Source organism: Colwellia hornerae (assembly GCF_007954355.1).
GTDB classification, from domain to species: Bacteria; Pseudomonadota; Gammaproteobacteria; order Enterobacterales; family Alteromonadaceae; genus Colwellia_A; species Colwellia_A hornerae.
This window is the reverse complement of the sequence record NZ_VOLR01000014.1, coordinates 100,290-121,291: the sequence shown is the minus strand read 5'-3', so window position 1 is coordinate 121,291 and position 21,002 is coordinate 100,290. Positions and strand designations below refer to the sequence as shown.

The following is a 21,002-nucleotide window of genomic DNA, read 5'->3' as shown; positions in this document are numbered from 1 at the left end:
ACCTTAGTACGTTGACTGTCTGCTGTCTTGTAATGCTTTAATGACTTTAAAAGCATCCTTTAAATGTTCACGTTCGAGCTTAGACAGTTTTTTTGGTGATAAATAATTATTTGGCGCTTTACCTGCTTGTAATAAATTAGCTTGGTGCTCTAAACGCAATATGCCTAAAAATTCATAAGCATCAATTAAGTTAGCCGCCGACTCTTTAGAAATAGAAGGGCTTCCGGCTGCTTTTTTAAGGCGCTCTATGGTATTCACTGAGGCGATACCTTCCGCTAACGCGTAAATTCTTGCTAGGTCAACAATCGGCGCGATTCCATTATGTTTAATATCTAAACTCGCTTTATGTTCGCCATCTGAAATCAGCACAAAATCCCGAAAAAATCCCAGTGGCGGGCGCAGCATCAAGGCATTTCTGGACAAGTGCGCGAGAAACAAGCTGTTACCTTTGGTTTTTGCCAGCAGCTTGCTGCGTACTTCATTAAGCAAAGATTCGTCGCCATGTACTGTAGCAAAATCAAAAAACACACTACCATTAAGTAACGCCTGTGGGCTGGGAGTACTCACCCATTGCTCAAAATATTGATGCCATACCTGTTGTGGTTGTCGCCATTTAGGGTTTGATGCCATGATATCGCCAGGACACAGGATAAAACCACAAGCAGCAAGACCATCACAAACAAACGAGGCGAGGTTTTCAAACCAAGCTTCATGTTCGGGTTGTACCTCATCAGAAATAATTAGAGCATTGTCTTGGTCAGAATGAGCGAGCTGCTCTTGCCTTGCTTGCGAGCCACAAGCTACCCATGCATAGGGAACAGGTGCTTTACCATTAATTTTTTCTGACATTTCAATAATTCGAATGGTAAATGCCATGGTTATTGCGCTAATGCTTTTACCAATGTGATCAGCACTGGTGCCGAGTTTAGCCATGCGGATTTGTAATTTCGGCAATAATTTACTGATACGGATCAAATCGTTAATAGTTGCCGCTTTACGGATAATACTGGTGATATTGACGGCGTTATGACCTTCATTATTCATTAAGTCAGTGATGGTCACCATAGCAACCAGTTCTCCATATTCTCCGGCATCACTAAAACCAGTAATAGGGAGATGGTGAATACGCTTGCTAGTCATCAACATAAGCGCATCATAAGCGCTACTTTGCTCAGGTAACGTAGCCATGTCAGCGGTCATAATTTTACTGACTGGCTGAGTAAAACTTAACCCTTCTGCTACACAACGCCGACGAATATCTTTATCGGTTACTATACCAACGGGTGTACTGACCCCCTTTTCTTTATCGTCAACCACCACTAAGCAAGAAATGTTTTTCTCAGTCATTTTTAACGCCGCTTGTTGAATACTTTGCTGACGATTAATTGTTAAGACCGGCTTATGATAAAATTGACTAATGGGGTTATTAATCAGTGAAGAATTAATAATCGCATCTTCATTAACCTTACCCATTTTTCCTTTTAAACGCTCAGCAGCTGTTTGCATAAAAAAAGCGTCTATTTGCGGATAATCGGTAACTAAAGACAGTAAAGTTTGATAATCGAGACTGTACAGTAAAGTGTCTTCTTCGGTATTTACCTGCACTTCATTGCGTTGTGCCGGTCGACAAAAAACACTGCAAATTTCCCCTTCAGTATATTTCCCGACTAACTGACCATTGTGATCGGTATAAACCAAAGCACCTTTGCGTAAAATATAAAGGCGCGCCTCCTTGATACCATTAGGTGGTAATGGTTGCTTGGCCCTTACGTAGCAAATATTAATTTCTTTGACTAATTGTAACGTTAGCGATTCGGGTAAGGTGTCGAATGGCGGAATCGCTTGAAGAAAAGCACTAATTTCGGCGAGTTCATGATCCATATTCTTTCAGCCTTTAACAAAAATACTTAGTAGATAGCTATTTTTAGTGTATTTAGCCCTCTTACGTCAACCCTAAAGTATAAAATCTAGACTAAAGTGTAATACCTCAATTCAAAAAACCTTGTTAGTGTCAACAATAGTTAAATTTCACTATGAATTTTGATTTTGCTTTTATCGCGATCCGAATTAATAGTAAACGTAACTACTGCCTTAATTGGTAAAACAGGTGATAAATCAAGCGTAAAAAAATAATAAACGCTTCACATAATAACTGGGCTAAAACCCAGATAAGTTAAGTTGCTAGGAGAGGATAATGGAAGAGAAACAGACATATTGGTCAGAAAATCTACGCCTAATATTTATAAGTCTTGTTATCTGGTTCGTCGTTTCATTTGGGTTCGGTTTGCTATTAGTTGAACCTTTAAATGAAATTCGTATCGGTGGCTACAAACTAGGTTTCTGGTTTGCACAGCAAGGTTCAATTTACACTTTTGTCGGTTTAGTTTTTTGGTATACCAAAAAAATGAACGATCTTGATAAAAAATATAACGTCGAGGAATCATAATGGATGAGTTAAAGCTCTATACATATATTGCTGTATTCGGTTCTTTCGCCGTTTATTTTGGTATTGCCTGGTGGGCTCGTGCCGGTTCAACTAGTGACTTTTACGTCGCTGGCGGTGGTGTTACGCCATTACAAAATGGTATGGCAATTGGTGCCGATTGGATGAGTGCTGCGTCATTCATTTCAATGGCAGGGATGATTTCTTTCTTAGGTTATGGTGGCTCAGTTTTCTTAATGGGTTGGACAGGTGGTTATGTATTACTGGCCATGCTACTTGCGCCTTACTTACGTAAGCACGGTAAATTCACTGTACCTGAATTTATTTTTGACCGTTATTACTCAAAAACAGCACGTGTCGTTGCGGTTGTTTGTTTAATCATCGCGTCATTAACTTACATCATTGGTCAAATGAAAGGTGTGGGTGTTGCTTTCTCTCGCTTCCTAGAAGTTGATTACGATTTAGGCCTTTACATCGGTATGTTCGTTGTTTGGGTTTATGCCGTATTAGGTGGTATGAAAGGTATTACTTACACGCAAATTGCTCAGTACGTAGTATTGATTTTTGCTTACACTATCCCTGCAGTCTTTATTTCACTACAGTTAACGGGTAACCCTATTCCGCAGTTAGGCTTAGGTTCTACTTTAGCTGACGGTAGCGGTGTTTATTTACTTGATAAATTAGACTTAGTTGTTACTGAGTTAGGCTTTAAAGAGTACACCACTGACAACATGGGCGGCTCAGTAAATATGTTCGCATATACGCTATCTCTAATGATAGGTACTGCTGGTTTACCTCACGTTATTATGCGCTTCTTTACGGTACCTTCAGTTAAAGCAGCACGTCAATCTGCAGGTTATGCATTAGTCTTTATCGCTTTGTTATACACAGTTGCTCCGGCAGTTGGCGCAATGGCTCGTTTAAACTTAATGAACACTATTGAACCAGTAGCGGGTCAAAACCTTGAGTATGCTGAACGTCCACAATGGTTTAAAGATTGGGAAAAAACAGGTCTTTTACAATACGAAGACAAGAACGGCGATGGTAAAATACAGTACACTGCTGATAAAGCGACTAATGAAATGGTTAAAGTTGACCGTGACATTATGGTACTTGCTAACCCAGCAATCGCAAACTTACCAAACTGGGTTATTGCTTTAGTTGCCGCTGGTGGTTTAGCTGCTGCGTTATCTACAGCCGCTGGTTTGTTATTAGCGATATCCTCCTCTATCTCCCACGATTTAATGAAAGGTATTTTAACACCTGACATGTCAGAGAAAGATGAGTTACTTGCAGGTCGTGTTGTTATGACAATATCAGTGATGGTTGCTGGTTGGCTTGGTTTAAATCCGCCTGGCTTTGCCGCAGGAACGGTGGCGCTAGCCTTTGGTTTAGCCGCATCGTCAATATTCCCTGCACTAATGATGGGTATATTTGCTAAGAAGATGAGTGGTACAGCAGCCGTCTGGGGCATGTGTTCAGGTATAGGTGTAACTATGTTATACGTATTCCAACACAAAGGTTTTATGTTTATCCCAGGCACTTCTTTCCTAGGTGACATGGGTCCTAACTGGTTCTTTGGAATTTCTCCTAATGCCTTTGGTGCAGTTGGCGCAGTTGTTAACTTCGCTGTAGCTTTCGCTATGTTGAAAGTAACAGGTCCAGCGCCAGCTCATATCCAACAGATGGTTGAAAACTTCCGTACACCACACGGTGGTGTTTCAGCAGCACATGATCACTAATTAGTCTTACGACAACTTTTTGATTAAGAAAATTAAAGCCCTATTTAACTGGTATAAATAGGGCTTTATATTTAATTATTACGATATAATAAGTAAATTCTTCTGCTAAAGAAGATATAACACTTAACACCGAACGGGCTAAATGGCCGTTATGATTAAAACTAAACTGACTCAGTGGGTTGCAGAACTAAAATTTCACTAGCTAAGTCGGCGTTATGCTAAATTTATTTCAAGATTTTAAGTTAAACGACTGAAATAAATTCAGCATGACGAAGTAACATATACTCATAGGAAGCTTTATGAACAAACACACTAAAACAGCTATTATCGTTGCCCCTATTCTGACCATTTTAGGTTTTGCCTTAGCTGATTTATGGGAAGAAAATAGTGCTAGTCAAGCGCGCGCTTTTGAATTAGTTCCCTTTGGACATTGTGACGTTAGTGAGCAAAAATGTATTTTAAAGTCGGGAGAGTTTGAAATAAACGTTATGGATGAGAAAGGTATAACAACCGTTAATTCTACTTTTCCTATCGATACGGCAACTTTATTTCTTGTCGATAAAGAAAACCAAGCAACACCTTTTCAACTCGGCATGAAAGACTCACCTTATTACTGGAAGCGTGAAACACCACTTGGTCGTTTGGTTGCGGATAAAGGCCAAAGCTACAAATTACGTTTGATCCTTGAAATTAAAGGGGGTAAATATTTTTCTGAGTTTTATACGCAAACACTTAACTAAATTTACCGGTCAGCCGACAAGGGATATATGGTTGATTTATCGTTGCCGTGGTATCTATGGCAACGTTTCATAGATACAAGCTACAATCAAACGGCTAATCCAAAGCACACTAATCATCTGCTCATTAATTCGTCTTGATAACTCATACAGCACTAGGTTAAAAATCCACCAGCTAGCAAGCCATTATTTTTCTTGGTAAAGGGTAAGGTCGATACTTTTACACCGTATCGCTTAGCAACTTTACCTAAGGTTAAATGCACTTCTTTAGCCAAGTATTCTGTCCATGATGACTTAATTGGCATAGTATCATTTCAAGTTTATTATAAATAATCTGTTACCTCAGCTTAAGCTGAGCTTTCATCGTCTCTTTACTGTCAATAAACAAGGATACTTATGCTGCACATTGAACACTTAAATTTAGTCGTTAACGACATCCCGCAAACACTGACATTTTACCAAGCAGCGTTTCCTCATTGGAAAGTAAGAGCTGAGGGCGTTTCACAATGGTCTGGCGTAGACCGTAATTGGTTACACTTTGGTGACGACTACCAATATCTTACTTTTAATGATAACGGCATTGAAGAAAATCGAGATTTATCGGGTCATCAAGTAGGATTAGCGCATTTTGCTTTTGTGACTGATAATTTAATGGCGATAAAAAACAGATTAGCAAAAGCTGGCTTTGACGTGCATAAAGAGGGCGTTGAGCATCCACACCGGGCTAACTTATACTTTCTTGACCCCAATGGTTTTGAAGTAGAGTTTGTCCAGTATTTTAGTGATATTCCTCAACAACGTAATAGTGGCGACGAGTAATATCCTTAAAATGTTATCTAGTTTATAACTTTAAAAAAAGGGCGTTACTTTATTAAGTAACGCCCTTTTTTACCTAACAACACGCACGACTAGGGCTCGCTGTTAGCTGTAGCCATATCAGGGCCATTTTCGACTAAAACTTGCCGGCGCTCGGCAAATAACAAATAGAAACTCGGTAAAACAAACAACGTGAATAGTGTGCCAATAAACATACCCGCCACTAAAATAATACCTATACTGTTTCGCGCTTCTGCTCCAGCTCCCGTTACTAAGACTAAAGGAAAATGTCCTAAAATAGTTGCCGCAGTCGTCATTAATATCGGCCGTAAACGTGTCGTTGCCGCCTCTGTAACCGCCGCCAATTTATCAGCGCCAGCTATTTGCGCATGATTAGCAAATTCGACAATAAGAATACCATTTTTAGCTATTAAACCAATTAAGGTGATTAAACCAATTTGTGAATAAATATTAATGGTGGTTAACTCAATATAAGGTAACAGTAATGCTCCCGACAACGCTAAGGGTACACAGCCTAAAAGCACTACAAGCGGGTCTCTAAAGCTGTTAAATTGTACCGCTAAGACCAAAAACACGATCAATAATGACACGCCTAGGACCATAATTAACGTACTACCTTCTTTGCGAAGCTGACGTGATTCTCCGGCATAGTCAATACTGTAACCCGTAGGCAACATATTTCTCGCGGCATTTTCTAGTGTTGACAGCGCTTGTTCTTTATTAACGCCTGGTGCAACGCCGCCATAAACTTTAAATGAAGCCTGCTGAGCAAAAGTTGATAATTCACGCGGTACGGTTTTCCATGTTAAATCAGCAACAGCCGAAACCGGTATTAATTCGCCTGAAGGTATCTTAATGTTTAACGCTAAAATTTCTTCAGTTTTACCCCGAATATTATTATCAACCATTGGAATAACACGATATGCCTTACCGTTAGCGTCGAAACGGTTAACAAAGTTACTCGACAGTAGAATGCCCATTTGTTGACTAATATCAGCCACATTAAGTCCCAAATCAGCAATTTTTTCGCGATTTAGTTGTAACTCAACTTGAGGTAAATCTATTTTTAAATCGCTGTCTGCAAAAAGAAAATCGCCGCTGGCAAACGCTGCTCCCACCAACTGATCAGCATAGTTTTTCATTTCAGCGTAAGATGCCGAAGATTTAACCACCATTTCAATTTCAAATTGTCCGGCGGTTGGCAATGAACCCGGCAATATAGGTAACATATTTAACCCCGGAATTTGCGCCAACTTACCATACATTTGTGGAATAAGTTCTTGTGTAGAATAATCACGGTCGTCAGCACCAACTAACTCTAAGCCACCAAAGCCACCAGAAGTAAACAGTAATTGCCAAACTTTCAAGCCACCTTCAATTTCTTGTAAGGTCTTCACCACAGGCCCCATTTGAGCAACGTTATACGCTAATGAAGAGTCTGGTGGTGACATAACAACAAACATAACGCTCGCTTGATCTTCAACAGGCGCTAACTCTTTCTTTGATTGCAGGTAAAAAGGTACTGAAAGCAAAGAAACCACCGCCGCAATTAAGAAAACCTGCCCTTGCCATTTAAAGATACGTTGCAGTAGTTTTCCATAGGCCTGTTGAATATTATCAAAAAGTTGGTTTACTTTTCGTGTTAACCACCCTTCTTCTCCTCCTTTAGGCAAGATATGTGCGCTCATCACCGATGATAAGGTAATCGCGACAATCCCTGAAATAATGACCGCAATAGCCAAGGTAAAAGCAAATTCTTTAAATAAAACCCCAGTTAACCCAGATAAAAATCCAATCGGGGCATAAACTGCGGCTAAAGTTAAGGTCATCGAAATAATGGGAACGAGTAGCTGACGTGAACTTTCTAAAGCCGCGTCAAATTTTGAATAACCTTTACGCATTAAACGGGCAACGTTTTCCACCACCACAATCGCATCATCAACCACTAAACCTACCGATAATACAATCGCTAACACGGTTAATAAGTTAAGTGAAAAACCCATAAATGACATCGCTGCGACCGCGCCAAGTATAGAAATAGGTATGGTAATAAGTGGTACCATGGCACTTCTAAAGGAACCCATTAATAAAACAACTACCAAGCCCACTAAAATAACAGTTTCCATTAAAGTAATAAAAATTTCACTTAACGCATCACGCATATAAAGTGTACCGTCGAAGGCAAAATCCATCGTCATGCCTAAGGGTAATGTTTTATTTAATTCGGCAATCTTACTATAAAGACTATCGCCAATATCAATTTCATTGGCACCAGGTAAGGGCCAAATAGAAATATAAACAGTGTCACTATCATTTAACCTTGCCGTAACACTGGCATCTTCTGCAGCTATTTCAACACGAGCAATATCAATTAAATGAATGGTAGCTCCGTCGATATTTGCCACCACTAATTGTTCAAACTCAGTCACTGAGGTTAATTGACTGTTAGCAACAATATCAATGCGCTGTCGGCTATTTTCAGCATAACCCATAGTGGCAATACTGTTATTGGTTGCTAATGCTTGGTAAACCTCTGTCGAACTTAAGTTAAAAACTGCCAGTGCTTGGGTATCCAACCAGATACGCATTGCTGGTGTTCTTGCACCTTCAATACCAACACGCTGTACACCTTCTATGGCATTTAAAACGGGATTAACTTGTCGAGTTAAATAATCAGTGACTTTTGATAAATCATTACCATTGGCATTAACGTTCAAATAGAACACCGCAAAAGGTCGATCTGCTCGACTTACTGAGACTATCGGATCTTGCGCCCCGGTGGGTAATTCATAGCGAATTTGGCTTAAACGTGCGGTTAATTCAGCTAATGCTAACGTACTATTTTCATTTAAGTTGAGCCACGCGGTAACTTTACTACTGCCTGAAGTCGTTTTAGACTCGACATACTCAACACCAGGCACCGTTGCCGCGGCTCGTTCTATCGGTTCAGTAACAAAACCTTGCACCACTTCAGCTGAAGCGCCAATGTAATAGGTGTCAATAACTAACGAAGCACTCTCTATTTTTGGAAACTGCAAGACCGGGATCTTACTGATTGACCAGAGTCCCGCTAAACAAATAATAATAGACAAAACTAACGCGACCACGGGACGGCGAACAAAAATATCCATTACCGATGCTTTGCTGTGTGAAATTGGATTTGAAGTTTTTTTCATCATAACTCGCTATTTCTTATCAGCAGTGCTCGCTGACAAAGACTCAGCGAGGTAAACTTTCATTTGTGGGAACAATTTAAATGCGCCTTTTGTAGCAATTAATTGCCCTTCATTAAGGCCTGACAACACCAACACCCGGTCATCATTACGGTCACCCAAAATCACTTTAACTTTTTTAGCCCGATAAGCACCATCCGCTTCAGCGTCAAGTATAAAGACATAACTGCCTAGTGGGTCTCGCGTTATGGCGAGATCAGGTACTGATATTAGCGAAGTATTGGCGGCAATCGGTGAGTAAACACTGACTAAGGTATTAGGCTTCAATGCTAATAGTGAAGATTTTATTTGTGCGCGGTATTTTAAGCTACGTGAAGCCCGTTTTAATTGCGGGTCGATGGCAATGATCGTCGCTTCATATGACTTAAGCTGATTCATCGGTTGCACGTTAACTGCAGAGCCCACCACGAGTTCTTGATAAACTTGTGGTAAGTAAAAATCAACCCAAGTAAATTCATTGACGCCAATCAAGGTCAATACTTGACTGTTTTTATCTAAATATTGTCCTATTTCAAGATTATGAATAGCCACTTTTGCATCAAAAGGCGCGCTCAGTTTTTTCTTGGCAATCATGGTTTCTAATAAAGCTACATTAGACTTAGCCAATGCAACTTCAGCTTCAGCTTGGTCGACAAGTTCGGCGCTAATTTCATTATTTTTCTTTAGTACAAGATAGCGGCTATAGGTCTTTTTCGTTAGGGTTAGCTGTGCTTGTGCAGCAACCAACTTCGAGTCTTCATCACGGTGGTCAATTTCAATAAGCACCTGACCTTTTTTTACCAAGCGCCCTGACTGTGCGTTTAACAGGGTAATTTGCCCAGCAAATTCATTATTTAATGATAATGATTTAAAGGCTTGTACTTCACCACTGACTTTAAGCATCTTTTGATAATCGACACGAACCGCTTCAGTCGCATTGACCGTTGCTGAAGGTTCAGGCATATTGGCGCTCTGCGATGCTTCGGCTTGTAATGATGACTTATAAAAATACAAGCTAGTGACCACGACAGCTAAAATTATAATGATCAGGATCCATTGACGGGTTTTCATAGTACTTCCTTTATTATTTCTCATATTGTTATCTAAGCTCTGATGTAGTGAGCTGTTGAACTATTTTTTCAAGATCTTCTTTACTGACTTTTTGTCGCCAATTAAAGGTGTTGATAAAGCGTTGTAAATTAAGAATGTGCACATTGTCTGTTGATAAAGAGGCGATACACGCTTGAGACTCATTATCTTGTTTGCTGTTTCTATCGTGATGTAGTCTTACCGTTTGAAAATAACCAACCGTTAAAGACCATGCGCCGATGTTTATTTGTTCCATGTCATTAACGTCCGACTGTAGTTCGTTAGTATCTACCGCCGTTTGCAACAATACTTTAAAAGAATCCTCACAGACGCGACTACAGTTAATCATATAATCAAGCCAACGTTGTGAACATCGCTTGATAATAGAACGCGTATTAACGATACTTTCTAGTTGGTCATCAAAACTAAACATTTGTACTTTAGAAAAATCGAGTAAGCTCAAAGCGATAATTCGTTCGGGTGTGGTTAGCGGCAACGCTAGCACTTGACTAAAAACCCGATGTTTTTCTTGATACATTTTTGTTGCTAAGACAATAAGTAAGTCTTCTTTACATTGCACAAATTTATAGACCGACCCCATAGATAAGCCAGCAGACTTGGCAATTGATGACATAGAAAAATCTAATAAGTTACTTTTTTCTATTGCGGCAACCGCAGCAAACAGAATTAACTTCTCTTGTTCTTCAAGGCTAAACTTTGGCGCTGGTGCCATAAAAATCTCTTTGATTTATAAATTCGAATGATATTCGAATGCGATTGTATAGTAATATTACTGAACTGCAATGTCCGAAAGTTAATTGCCAAAAAAACTTCGTTTAATTACCCGTTAAGTTTTGTATAAATTAGCTTACAGGCTTGGTATTGTAGAAGTATAAAAATAAAAATTGAGATTTATTATGTTTCCTAACTGGCAATTATCTGTATTGAGTATCGGTTATATTGGCCTGCTTTTTCTCATTGCCTATTTAGGAAATAAATACCGCCATAAAATTGTCCGTAAAAGTCAGGGCATTATTTATGCGCTAACGTTGGGGGTCTATTGTACGTCCTGGAGCTTTTTAGGCACTACCGGCCAGGCCTCAACCAATTTTCTTTCTCATATTCCTATTTATCTAGGGCCAATTTTATTATTCGTTTTTGCTTGGCCTTTTATCCAACGTATTGTACGTGTTAGCTTAAAGTTAAACTTAACTTCACTTGCCGACTTACTTGCCTCACGTTATGGCAAGTCACATAAGCTAGCAATTATGGTGACCATCGTCGCCTTAATCGGCACCATGCCCTATATCGCCCTGCAATTAAAAGCGATTGTCTATTCTTTTCAACAACTTCAAGCTGAACAAACATTAGTGACTTGGCGCTTTGGACTGATTTCAAGCATAGTACTTGCTGGCTTCACGGTGATCTTTGGTATTCGTCACATCGATGTTACCGAGCGCCACCCCGGTGTTATGCTCGCCATTGCTTTTGAATCTTTAGTCAAACTTTTTGCCTTTCTTGCAGTCGGTATTTTCGTGACTTTTTTTGTCTTCGACTCACCTATGGACATTTGGCACAAGTCAGGAGCAAGTTTACAATTAGAGCAACAACTTAACTTCCCCAATATGATGTCGATGTTAGCGATGTTAGTTATTGTCATGGCGGCATTTTTATCGTTACCACGACAATTCCAAGTTATGGTCGTTGAACTTAAAAATCCTAAAGATACTAAACTGAGTCGAAAAATATTTCCGCTTTATTTATTAGTTTTTGCGGTTTTTGCTGCTCCGCTGGGCATTGCCGGTCAAATGCTGTTGGGTGATAGTGTACCCTCAGATGCCTATGTTTTATTTTTACCTTGGCATCAACAACAAACTTGGTTAACGCTGTTTGCTTTTCTGGGTGCAATTTCTGCCGCCAGCTCTATGGTAATTATTTCTTCGATTGCGCTGAGCACTATGCTAAGTAATGAAATAGTTTTCCCTTATATTTTTCGTGCTAGCAAAACTAAAAACACCGATTTCGATGAGTTTAGAATTCGTTTACTCAATATTCGTAAAGCACTCGTTTTTCTTGTTATTTTACTGGGTTACGGGGTGTTTTTAATGACCTCTCCCGATACCCTAAGCTCGTTAGGTGAAATTGCTTTTGGAGCTTTTGCACAATTAACGCCAGCACTTGTCGCTGCATTTTACTGGCGAAGAGCAAGCTTAACGGGGGTATATGCTGGTATTTTAATTGGTTTTTCATTGTGGTTATTACTTAATTTTATTCCACAATTTGGCTTGTACGAGCAGCCTTTTACTGGCGGCTTATTATCGGCTAATACCACCGTTAGCCTACTGAGTTTAACAGTTAATATTTTTGTCATGTGGGCATTATCACAAGTTAGTCGCCAGAGTGTACAAGAGCGGGTACAGGCATCGTTATTTTTAGAGTGGCAAGCACCTAAATTACTCAATTCACAGAAAAAGCGTCATATCGATGAACGTGATTTAGAAGTACTCGTCTCACGCTTTGTTGGCGAAGGAAAAGCAAAAATTAGTTTTAAGCACTTTAAGCAGAGTATCGTTAAAAAAGAGGTCACTCATCACGATTATAATCAACAGCTATTACTGCATACTGAAAATACACTGGCAAGTGTTATGGGCGCCTCTTCAGCACGTTTAGTCTTATCTTCAGCTTTAGATGGACGCGATATTGCCCTCGACGAAATTGCGGTGTTAGTTGAAGATGCTTCAAGCCAGCAGCGTAAATTCAGCCAAAATTTACTACAAAGTGCCATAGAAAATGCCAGTGACGGTATTTCAATTGTCGATAATGAACTGAAACTCGTCGCTTGGAACAATAAATATATTGACTTGTTTTCTTACCCTAAAGAGCTAATTTACAAAGGTTGTCCGATAAAACACCTTATTCGTTACAACGCCTCAAGAGGCTTGTGTGGCGAAGGTGAAATTAGCCGACAAGTTGAAAAGCGTTTAGAGTATTTACGAAATGGCAGTCCTCATAGCTCTGAACGTGAACACCCTGACGGCCAAGTGATCAGAATTCAAGGGAACCCTTTACCTGGCGGGGGCTTTGTAATGTTATTTTCTGACGTTACCGCCTATAAAGATGCAGAAAGAGTATTAAAAGATACCAATGTTGATTTAGAAGCCATTATTAGCGAGCGCACTAAAAAATTGGCAAAAACCAATGAGGATTTAGATGCGGCTCGAAAGAAAGCTGAGCAGGCACATGTTAAGAAAAGTCTCTATTTGAAAGCCTGTAGCCATGATTTAATGCAGCCGTTGGAGGCCGCAAGGTTGTTTACTTCGGCGTTAAGTAGCCAAGGAAGTTTAAGCGAAAGTCAGCTCAGGCAAGTGAAAAACATTGATCATTCTTTAAAAGTTGCTAACGATTTACTGGCTGATTTAGGTGAAATAGCCCGCATCGAAAGTGGCAATATTACTGCTCATTATACTACCTTTGCTGTTAATGATTTATTTAAGGATTTAGCACAAGAATTCTCAGCTTCTGCTGCAGAGTATCAAGTTGAATTTAGAGTTGCTCGTTGTAAAGCCTGGATCACTTCTGACCGTAATTTATTGCGCCGTATTTTACAGAACTTAATTGGCAATGCTTTTCGCTACGCCAGTCCTGGTAAAATTTTATTAGGAGCGCGCACTGTCGGTCAGCAAGTTATTCTACAAGTATTAGATAATGGTCCCGGTATTCCACTTGAAAAACAAGAACTTGTTTTCGAGCAATTTACTCAATTAGAAAACAACCCAAGTCATGCCAGTAGAGGTTTGGGACTGGGTCTTAATATTACCCAAAGTTTTGCACACTTATTAGGACACCCACTGTCGTTAACATCAAAAGAACAGCAAGGTTGTAAATTTTCACTCGCCATTACCAAAGCACATCGACAATTTAATATTAAAATTGAGCAGCCAGTTGCTAAAATAGGCCTAAAAGACGTGACAGTAATGTGCATTGATAACGACCCTGATGTACTTAATGGCATGACCGAACTGCTCAGTGCTTGGCAGTGTAATGTGCTATCGGCTGAGTCTTTTGAGCAGGCAATCGCGATATTTGCACAGCACCAAAATGAAGTTGAAATTTTATTAGTCGACTACCAACTCAATAACAATCAAGATGGCTTAACCCTTATTAAAGCGTTACGTGCAAGCAGTAGTCATTATATTCCAGCAATATTAATTACTGCGACTACCGATAGTGACATTGAAGAAAAAACCCAGCAAGCCGATGTTGGTTTTATGAGAAAGCTGGTTAAACCAGCAGCGCTGCGCGCAATGATGAGTGCACTGCTAGCGAAGAAGTTACAAGATAATTATTCTGAGTAATCGTTATCACCAACGATTGTTGATGATTGCTTTTACAAGCCGTTATGAGTGATTAATTAGTGGGTGGGGCACTAACAAGCCTTTGGTGAGCAATAAACCGTTGCTATTACTCATTATTGTTAATAATTTCGGTTAGTGGTTAATATTTGGCTCAGCAACATTCAATGGCGCAATAGCAATAACGGCTTGCGTTCTATTACGGACATTGAGCTTACGAAAAATAGCGGTAGCATGCGCTTTAATGGTCGCTTCTGAAACATTAAGATCGTAAGCAATTTGTTTGTTTAATAAGCCTTGGGCAAACATCATTAAAATTCGATATTGTTGCTGAGTTAAACTCGCCACACGCTCAGCAATGTTACTTTCACCATCACCTTTGCTCGCCTGGGAAAAACTTTCGGGTACCCATACTTCTCCCGCTAAGATTTGTTGAATCGCGTAAATAATAGTGTCAACTGGGGTCGATTTAGGTACAAAACCAGCTGCGCCATATTCCATCGCTTTACGAATGGTATCGTTATCTTCATGAGCTGAGATCATCACTACCGGTATTTGCGGGAAATGATTACGCACATGAATTAAGGTATTAAAACCATGAGCGCCAGGAATATTTAAATCTAACAAGACTAAATCACTGTCCGTATTATTAGAGAGTTGTTGTTCAAGTTGCTCGATTGTCTGTGCTTCTAACCACTGGGTTTTATTAAACTTAACGTCGAGCGCGGCCAATAACGCTTGTCTAAATAAAGGGTGATCGTCAGCAACTATTATTTTTTCTGGCTGGAACATAATGTAATCCTTAAAACTTCCTTCTTCGAGTATACGGTGTTACCAGAAAAAGTTTATTAGACCTTAGCCTAACAAACCTTGTTTTGATTTAAACCGTGTTATGTTGAAATTATCTGCTCTACTTGGCTAAATAGTAAGCTAGCACATGCAAGATAACAACGGAGAAATTAAGCTTTTTCTGGAATATTCTTCAAGACTTCAACCAATAACTGCCAATAAAGCCCAACCGCTTCGACATTAACTTTTTCATCAGGCGAATGAGGAAATTTAATAGTCGGTCCAAACGATACCATGTCCCAGTTTGGGTAAGCGGTTTTAAATAAACCACACTCTAAACCGGCATGGATAACCATAATCTCAGGCACTTTATTGAAAAGTGACTGGTAAGTATCACGGACAGTTTTCATAATATTTGAACTGGTATCAGGCTTCCAGCCTGGATAAGCACCAGAAAATGCAACCTTGGCTCCTGCCAATGTAAAGACTGATTGCACCATAGATTCGGCCATTAAACGGCCATCGTCATGTAAACTACGAATAAGAGACATCGCCACAAACTTACGTCCTTTACAGCGAACAACACCTAAATTAAGCGATGTTTCGACAATACCTTCGATATCGTCACTCATGCGAATAACACCATTGGGGCAAGCGTTAAGGGCATTTAAAATTGATGATTGTGTTTTAATACTCCAACACTGGTCGAAAACCTCGGGTGAAATAAGTAACATATCCATATTGCTTTCAATACTGCCCAATGTCGCGCGCAGCGTTGCTAAATAATCGGCTAGGCTAAGTTTAAAGGCGCTGACATCTTTTGCTGCAATAACGAAACTGGCATCAGCTTCACGAGGAATAGCGTTACGCAGGCTCCCGCCATTTAAATCGACTAAGCGCAAATCAAACTGCTGGCTCGCATCGAGCAAAAATCGTACTAAAAGTTTATTTGCATTAGCACGACCCGTATCTATATCTACCCCAGAATGCCCACCTTTTAAACCCGAAAGAGACAAGGTAAATGAAGTAAAGTCTTGGGCAACATCTTCAAAAATCAGTTTAAAGGTCGCTTCAGCGTCAATACCACCGGCGCAACCCATATAGATTTCGCCTTCTTGTTCAGAATCGGTATTAATTAAAATATCACCCTCTAACCAGCCCGCCTCCAAGCCAAAAGCCCCGGTCATGCCGGCTTCTTCATCTATGGTCACTAAAACTTCTAAAGGGCCATGAGCGATGTCATCGCTTGCTAAAACCGCTAACGCTGAACATAAGCCAATACCATTATCAGCGCCTAATGTCGTGCCCTCGGCTGTAACCCATTGCCCATCAGCTTCTTCAACCGTATAAGGTTTAATAGCATCGGTTAAAAAATCATGAACGGTATCCGCGTTTTTTTGTGGCACCATATCCATATGTGCTTGAAGAATGACCCCTTGGCAATTTTCCATACCGGCTGTGGCTGGTTTCTTAATAAAGATGTTACCAACGGCGTCTTCTTTTACCGCTAAACCTTGCTCTTTTGCCCAAGTTTGGATCCAAGCCGATATTTTTTGCTCATGCTTTGAAGGGTGTGGAATACTGCATATTTTTTCAAATAACTGCCATAAATGTGTCGGTTGAAGCTGTGATAAATTACTCACATTGTTTCCTTAATTTTATTGTAAGACTTATTAGTTTATCGACTTACTGAAATCTGCATTGCTCAGGGTTGCCTTATAGCATTTTTGCGCGAAATTTATTTACCCGCCATTAAAAATTGCCATTGGTCATTGAAGTCTTCACTGGGTTTTTTGGTAAAACCTGAACGCACATACTGACTAATTTTTCCTTCAACATAGGCGCCTAAAATATTGGCTAATGCTTGCTCTGAAATACTAAAGCCTTTACCTTCACGTAATTTTCGTTCACGTAAAACTTGTTTAAATTGCGTTTCTAATTTTTCAAAATACTGATTAACACGCGTCCGTAATCTTTCGTTTTCGCCCATTAACGCATCGCCAGCCAAGATGCGGCACATCCCAGGATTACGCTCTGAAAAAACCAACAAAACATGCAAAATATGATGACAACGCACCAAGGCTTCTTTGTGATCACTAAGAATTAAATTCACCCGTGAAAACGTTGATTCTTCAATAAAATCAATTAAACCTTCAAACATACGCGCTTTTGAAGGGAAATGGCGATAAAGCGCAGCTTCCGATACGCCGACTTCTGCGGCAAGTTTGGCGGTCGTTATTCTCTGGCCAGGACAAGTTTCTAGCATTTTTGCCAAACACTCTAAAATTTGTTGTTTGCGATTAGGTTTTTGCGCTGCGGTCATAAATCGTTCTCTTATTTTTTTTCAATATAATGTTGCGAAATTAGTTGCACTAATTGCTCGGCAAGTATTTTTTTTGATGCTAACGGTAGCTCAGTTTTATTTTTACTAGAAAAAACCGTTAAAGCATTATCATCACTATTAAAGCCTTGCCCTAACAGCGCAACATTGTTGGCGGCAATCATATCAAGATTTTTTCTTTTTAATTTATCAAGCGCATAATGCGCTACATCTTGTGTTTCAGCAGCAAAACCGACGGTAAAAGGTTTTGCTGGTAAAGCCGCAACATCGGCAACAATATCCGGATTTTTCACTAAATTAAGTTGCATTTCATCGGCTGATTTTTTAATTTTTTGCGTTGCTACATCACTGACTCGATAATCAGCAACTGCAGCACAAGCAACAAAAACATCAGCTTTATTGGCGAGTTCAAGCGCTTGCTGGTGCATTTGCAATGCACTTTCCACCGCTATTTTTTTACAACCATCGGGGACGCCAATACTGACCGGTCCTGATATTATTTGTACTTCTGCGCCCGCCAATTGTGCGGCTTGTGCTATGGCATAGCCCATTTTTCCTGAGCTGTGATTTGAAATATAACGCACCGGATCAATCGCTTCACGCGTTGGTCCTGCTGTGATCACCCAACGTTGACCCGACAAATCTAATTGAGCAGTCTTCGACGCTGGCTGGAAAAATTGACAGACATGGCTAACTAAAGGGTCAACATCTAACATTCGCCCTAAACCAACATCACCACAAGCTTGTGCTCCAGAGCCGGGACCAAATACGGCAATTTTTCGTAAAATAAGTTTAGCAATATTTTCTTGAGTGATTTCAGCATGCCACATTTGTTGATTCATCGCCGGCGCAATAGCAATTGGCGCACTTGTTGCCAAACATAATGTCGTCAATAAATCATTCGCCATACCGCAGGTAATACGGGCAATGGCGTCGGCAGTCGCTGGTGCAATTAGGATAAAATCTGCCCATTTTGCTAGTTCAATATGCCCCATCGCTAATTCTGCTTGGCTATCAAGCAAACTGTCTGAAACCGCATTGGCAGAAACGGCCTGTAATGTTAATGGGGTGATAAAAGCTTTCGCTGCTGTTGTCATCACCACACGAACATCTGCGCCATTATCTTTTAAACGACGCACTAATTCTGGGGTTTTATAGGCAGCAATACCGCCAGTAATACCCAGAACTATTTTTTTCCCCTGTAAAATTTGCATAAACTGCTAGTCTTAATAACGGTAAGTGGCGATAAGATACCATTAATTGGTCTATTTACAAATTTGCTTTGCAAGGATGCTGTGATGTTAAAAGATTGGTTAGAAAATGAAAAACCTAGGGAAAAGTTACTCCACAAAGGGCCTAGTAGTTTAAGTGACGCGGAATTATTGGCCATATTTTTACGCACGGGTGTAAAGGGATGCCATGTTGTTAAGCTAGCTCAACAGCTTTTAAAAAGTTTTGGCAGCATTGCCGCTATTTATCGCGCAACTGAGCAAGAGTTTTGCCAACATCATGGTTTAGGTGTGGCGAAATATGTACAGTTACAGGCTTGTTTGGAGATGTCAAAACGTTATCTTAGTGAACAATTACAAACAGGTAGTGCATTAACGTCTTCACAAGCGACACGAGACTATTTAATCAGTGAATTACGTGGCGAAAGCAGAGAAGTGTTTGCGGTCATGTTTCTTGATAGCCAGCATCAAGTATTAACTTTTGAACGCTTATTTTTTGGCACCATCAATGCGGCAGCTGTTTACCCAAGAATAGTGGTTGAGCAAGCCTTAAAACAAAAAGCTGTCGCGGTAATATTGGCGCATAATCATCCTTCGGGTATTGCCGAAGCGAGCATCGCTGATAAACAAATTACCAAAAGATTAGAACAAGCGCTAAGCTTAATTGATATACGAGTGCTAGATCACATCATTGTGGCCGGTAACCAGTGTTACTCGTTTGCTGAACACGGTGAATTATAAACGATAAACAACAAGAGGAGCGTTAAATGAATGAGTCTGAATTAAATCAGAGTAGCGACGACGAACGACGACGGTCTTTTCGTTTGGATATGGAGAAGGAGTTGGTTGATATACGTTGGGTAAATGACCAACAAAAAACTGTGCAACGAAAAATTACTTGTTTAGACTTTTCACGCGGCGGCCTAAAGCTCGATTGTGACCATGTCATTCCACTACAAACTAAAGTGACCGTCGTTTTTAAAGTAGCCACCCCCAATAGCCAAAATTTATATGGCACGGTAATTCGCTGTCTTGAACAATCGAACGGTTATTTTGAATTAGCACTTCGCTTAGAAAATGAAAAAGCAAAATAAAATAGTTGCACTATAATTAATGCTCGACGCAAATGTTACAACAAGAGGTAAGGACATTTTATATTATGATGATTTTAGTAGGTGGCGAAAAAGGTGGTAGTGGTAAAAGCTGTTTAGCACAGAATTTAGCCGTTTATTTTGCCCGAGATAAAAAAGCTATCGTGTTGATGGTTGACTGTGATCCACAAAGAACAACCTCTGACTGGATACAAGCAAGAAATTCTGATCCGTCGTTGCCGGCAATAAACTGTATCCAATTGTATGGTAAAATTCGTAACGATTTACTCAGTTTAGTACAGCATTATGATTATGTGATTGTTGACTGTGGTGGCCAAGATAACTTAGCGCTTCGTGCTGCAATGTCGGTTGCCGACCATGTTATTATTCCGCTGCGCCCTAAACGCCGAGATTTAAAAACGGTGCCTCACATGGAAGATATGCTCAGTACCTGTAAAATGGTTAATCCCAAAATGCTCGCCTCTTTTGTTATTACCCAATGCCCGTCACTACCCAACCAAGGTAAACGAATCTTAGAAGCAAAAGATGTTTGCCGCTCATATGGTATTAACGTATTAAACGCGGTAACCTTTAGCCGTAATGTATATGATGATAGCGAAGAACAAGGCTCTTCAGTACTCGAAATAGAACCTCAGGGTAAAGCAGCAATAGAAATGACTGCCATAGCTGAAGAATTATTAGCAATGAAACCGGACAACTCACATGAGTTTAACTGACCTAAAGAAAACCACACAAGGAAATAAAAAGAAAAGGGAATTTACTGTTGACGAATTTATTGCTGACGCAGAAAATTACGCGTTAGGTCACCCTGAAATTGTTAATAGCGACAACACCAAAAATGTTTCTATTGAACAAGCCATTCTTGCTGCAAAAAAGCAATTGGCAAGTAAAAAAATGAAAGGTAATAAACCCTTTCGTCACGCCACTTTCACTCTCAGTGAACAAGCGATTATTCAATTACAGAATCTAGCCAAAGAAACTAAATTAGCCAAATCACATATTATTCGTATTTTAATTAACGAACTTTGTGATGAAGAACAGCATAAAAAATTGAAAAAATTGCTCGACTCAGGGATAAATTAGCAACAATTTGATATTTATCTGTGTAATTATTATTCA

18 protein-coding genes are annotated in these 21,002 nt (G+C 39.9%); 9 read left to right on the top strand and 9 right to left on the bottom strand.

Features of this window, described 5'->3' with window-relative positions; genetic code table 11:
* Window positions 1-3 precede the first annotated feature (3 nt).
* Window positions 4-1,881, bottom strand: coding sequence for a putative nucleotidyltransferase substrate binding domain-containing protein (locus tag ESZ26_RS11565; RefSeq protein ID WP_146796676.1), 1,878 nt, complete (start codon window positions 1,879-1,881; stop codon window positions 4-6).
* Window positions 1,882-2,194: 313 nt separating this feature from the next.
* Between ESZ26_RS11565 and ESZ26_RS11560 the strand changes: the two genes are divergently transcribed.
* The 3 genes from ESZ26_RS11560 (at window position 2,195) to ESZ26_RS11550 (ending at window position 4,925) form a co-directional block, all read left to right on the top strand.
* The gene (locus tag ESZ26_RS11560; RefSeq protein WP_070375432.1) at window positions 2,195-2,446 is read left to right on the top strand and encodes a DUF4212 domain-containing protein; all 252 of its coding nucleotides are present in this window, start codon (window positions 2,195-2,197) and stop codon (window positions 2,444-2,446) included.
* Window positions 2,446-4,185, top strand: coding sequence for a sodium:solute symporter family protein (locus tag ESZ26_RS11555; protein ID WP_146796673.1), 1,740 nt, complete (start codon window positions 2,446-2,448; stop codon window positions 4,183-4,185). The genes ESZ26_RS11560 and ESZ26_RS11555 overlap by 1 nt, the downstream gene beginning before the upstream one ends.
* 299 nt (window positions 4,186-4,484) lie before the next feature.
* Window positions 4,485-4,925, top strand: coding sequence for a hypothetical protein (locus tag ESZ26_RS11550; protein ID WP_146796670.1), 441 nt, complete (start codon window positions 4,485-4,487; stop codon window positions 4,923-4,925).
* A gap of 152 nt (window positions 4,926-5,077) precedes the next feature.
* Here ESZ26_RS11550 and ESZ26_RS19235 read toward each other — a convergent pair whose 3' ends face one another.
* On the bottom strand, window positions 5,078-5,227 hold the full coding sequence (locus ESZ26_RS19235) for a hypothetical protein (RefSeq protein ID WP_170246368.1): 150 nt from the start codon (window positions 5,225-5,227) through the stop codon (window positions 5,078-5,080).
* 91 nt (window positions 5,228-5,318) lie between these two features.
* On the opposite strand from ESZ26_RS19235, the gene ESZ26_RS11545 reads away from it, so the two are divergent.
* Window positions 5,319-5,741, top strand: a complete 423-nt coding sequence (locus tag ESZ26_RS11545) for a VOC family protein (RefSeq protein WP_146796667.1) — start codon at window positions 5,319-5,321, stop codon at window positions 5,739-5,741.
* Window positions 5,742-5,830: 89 nt separating this feature from the next.
* Here the strand turns inward: ESZ26_RS11545 and ESZ26_RS11540 are convergent, their stop codons facing one another.
* Genes ESZ26_RS11540 through ESZ26_RS11530 form a run of 3 tightly spaced genes read right to left on the bottom strand, consistent with a single transcriptional unit; the run spans window position 5,831 to window position 10,793 of the window.
* A complete protein-coding gene (locus ESZ26_RS11540) occupies window positions 5,831-8,935 on the bottom strand; it encodes an efflux RND transporter permease subunit (protein ID WP_146796664.1) in 3,105 nt (1,034 codons plus the stop codon).
* A 9-nt stretch (window positions 8,936-8,944) separates the two neighbouring features.
* Window positions 8,945-10,042, bottom strand: coding sequence for an efflux RND transporter periplasmic adaptor subunit (locus ESZ26_RS11535; RefSeq protein ID WP_146796661.1), 1,098 nt, complete (start codon window positions 10,040-10,042; stop codon window positions 8,945-8,947).
* A 28-nt stretch (window positions 10,043-10,070) separates the two neighbouring features.
* Window positions 10,071-10,793, bottom strand: coding sequence for a TetR/AcrR family transcriptional regulator (locus tag ESZ26_RS11530; protein ID WP_146796659.1), 723 nt, complete (start codon window positions 10,791-10,793; stop codon window positions 10,071-10,073).
* 184 nt (window positions 10,794-10,977) lie between these two features.
* Between ESZ26_RS11530 and ESZ26_RS11525 the strand changes: the two genes are divergently transcribed.
* Window positions 10,978-14,415, top strand: coding sequence for a hybrid sensor histidine kinase/response regulator (locus ESZ26_RS11525; RefSeq protein ID WP_146796656.1), 3,438 nt, complete (start codon window positions 10,978-10,980; stop codon window positions 14,413-14,415).
* 132 nt (window positions 14,416-14,547) lie between these two features.
* Here the strand turns inward: ESZ26_RS11525 and ESZ26_RS11520 are convergent, their stop codons facing one another.
* The 4 genes from ESZ26_RS11520 to coaBC form a co-directional block, all read right to left on the bottom strand.
* Window positions 14,548-15,207, bottom strand: a complete 660-nt coding sequence (locus ESZ26_RS11520) for a response regulator (protein WP_395880463.1) — start codon at window positions 15,205-15,207, stop codon at window positions 14,548-14,550.
* A gap of 164 nt (window positions 15,208-15,371) precedes the next feature.
* The gene (locus ESZ26_RS11515; RefSeq protein WP_146796652.1) at window positions 15,372-16,844 is read right to left on the bottom strand and encodes an aminoacyl-histidine dipeptidase; all 1,473 of its coding nucleotides are present in this window, start codon (window positions 16,842-16,844) and stop codon (window positions 15,372-15,374) included.
* A gap of 95 nt (window positions 16,845-16,939) precedes the next feature.
* Entirely contained in the window at window positions 16,940-17,524 is a 585-nt protein-coding gene (gene slmA / locus ESZ26_RS11510) for a nucleoid occlusion factor SlmA (protein ID WP_146796649.1), read from the bottom strand.
* A gap of 11 nt (window positions 17,525-17,535) precedes the next feature.
* Window positions 17,536-18,756, bottom strand: a complete 1,221-nt coding sequence (gene coaBC / locus ESZ26_RS11505) for a bifunctional phosphopantothenoylcysteine decarboxylase/phosphopantothenate--cysteine ligase CoaBC (protein WP_146796647.1) — start codon at window positions 18,754-18,756, stop codon at window positions 17,536-17,538.
* An 81-nt stretch (window positions 18,757-18,837) separates the two neighbouring features.
* Between coaBC and radC the strand changes: the two genes are divergently transcribed.
* The 4 genes from radC (at window position 18,838) to ESZ26_RS11485 (ending at window position 20,966) form a co-directional block, all read left to right on the top strand.
* Window positions 18,838-19,512, top strand: coding sequence for a RadC family protein (gene radC / locus ESZ26_RS11500; RefSeq protein ID WP_146796644.1), 675 nt, complete (start codon window positions 18,838-18,840; stop codon window positions 19,510-19,512).
* Window positions 19,513-19,538: 26 nt separating this feature from the next.
* Complete coding sequence (locus tag ESZ26_RS11495) at window positions 19,539-19,865, top strand: PilZ domain-containing protein (RefSeq protein ID WP_146796641.1); 327 nt, start codon at window positions 19,539-19,541, stop codon at window positions 19,863-19,865.
* A gap of 65 nt (window positions 19,866-19,930) precedes the next feature.
* Window positions 19,931-20,599: an AAA family ATPase gene (locus ESZ26_RS11490; RefSeq protein WP_070375418.1), complete on the top strand. Its 669-nt coding sequence runs from the start codon at window positions 19,931-19,933 to the stop codon at window positions 20,597-20,599.
* The gene (locus tag ESZ26_RS11485; RefSeq protein ID WP_146796638.1) at window positions 20,586-20,966 is read left to right on the top strand and encodes a hypothetical protein; all 381 of its coding nucleotides are present in this window, start codon (window positions 20,586-20,588) and stop codon (window positions 20,964-20,966) included. Before ESZ26_RS11490 ends, ESZ26_RS11485 begins: the two co-directional genes overlap by 14 nt.
* The last annotated feature ends 36 nt before the right edge of the window (window positions 20,967-21,002 follow it).

Coding starts and splice junctions, on each gene's coding strand:
- ESZ26_RS11565 (WP_146796676.1), bottom strand. CDS start 1,881: ATGGATCATGAACTCGCCGAAATTAGTGCTTTTCTTCAAGCGATTCCG.
- ESZ26_RS11560 (WP_070375432.1), top strand. CDS start 2,195: ATGGAAGAGAAACAGACATATTGGTCAGAAAATCTACGCCTAATATTT.
- ESZ26_RS11555 (WP_146796673.1), top strand. CDS start 2,446: ATGGATGAGTTAAAGCTCTATACATATATTGCTGTATTCGGTTCTTTC.
- ESZ26_RS11550 (WP_146796670.1), top strand. CDS start 4,485: ATGAACAAACACACTAAAACAGCTATTATCGTTGCCCCTATTCTGACC.
- ESZ26_RS19235 (WP_170246368.1), bottom strand. CDS start 5,227: ATGCCAATTAAGTCATCATGGACAGAATACTTGGCTAAAGAAGTGCAT.
- ESZ26_RS11545 (WP_146796667.1), top strand. CDS start 5,319: ATGCTGCACATTGAACACTTAAATTTAGTCGTTAACGACATCCCGCAA.
- ESZ26_RS11540 (WP_146796664.1), bottom strand. CDS start 8,935: ATGAAAAAAACTTCAAATCCAATTTCACACAGCAAAGCATCGGTAATG.
- ESZ26_RS11535 (WP_146796661.1), bottom strand. CDS start 10,042: ATGAAAACCCGTCAATGGATCCTGATCATTATAATTTTAGCTGTCGTG.
- ESZ26_RS11530 (WP_146796659.1), bottom strand. CDS start 10,793: ATGGCACCAGCGCCAAAGTTTAGCCTTGAAGAACAAGAGAAGTTAATT.
- ESZ26_RS11525 (WP_146796656.1), top strand. CDS start 10,978: ATGTTTCCTAACTGGCAATTATCTGTATTGAGTATCGGTTATATTGGC.
- slmA (WP_146796649.1), bottom strand. CDS start 17,524: ATGACCGCAGCGCAAAAACCTAATCGCAAACAACAAATTTTAGAGTGT.
- coaBC (WP_146796647.1), bottom strand. CDS start 18,756: ATGCAAATTTTACAGGGGAAAAAAATAGTTCTGGGTATTACTGGCGGT.
- ESZ26_RS11495 (WP_146796641.1), top strand. CDS start 19,539: ATGAATGAGTCTGAATTAAATCAGAGTAGCGACGACGAACGACGACGG.
- ESZ26_RS11490 (WP_070375418.1), top strand. CDS start 19,931: ATGATGATTTTAGTAGGTGGCGAAAAAGGTGGTAGTGGTAAAAGCTGT.
- ESZ26_RS11485 (WP_146796638.1), top strand. CDS start 20,586: ATGAGTTTAACTGACCTAAAGAAAACCACACAAGGAAATAAAAAGAAA.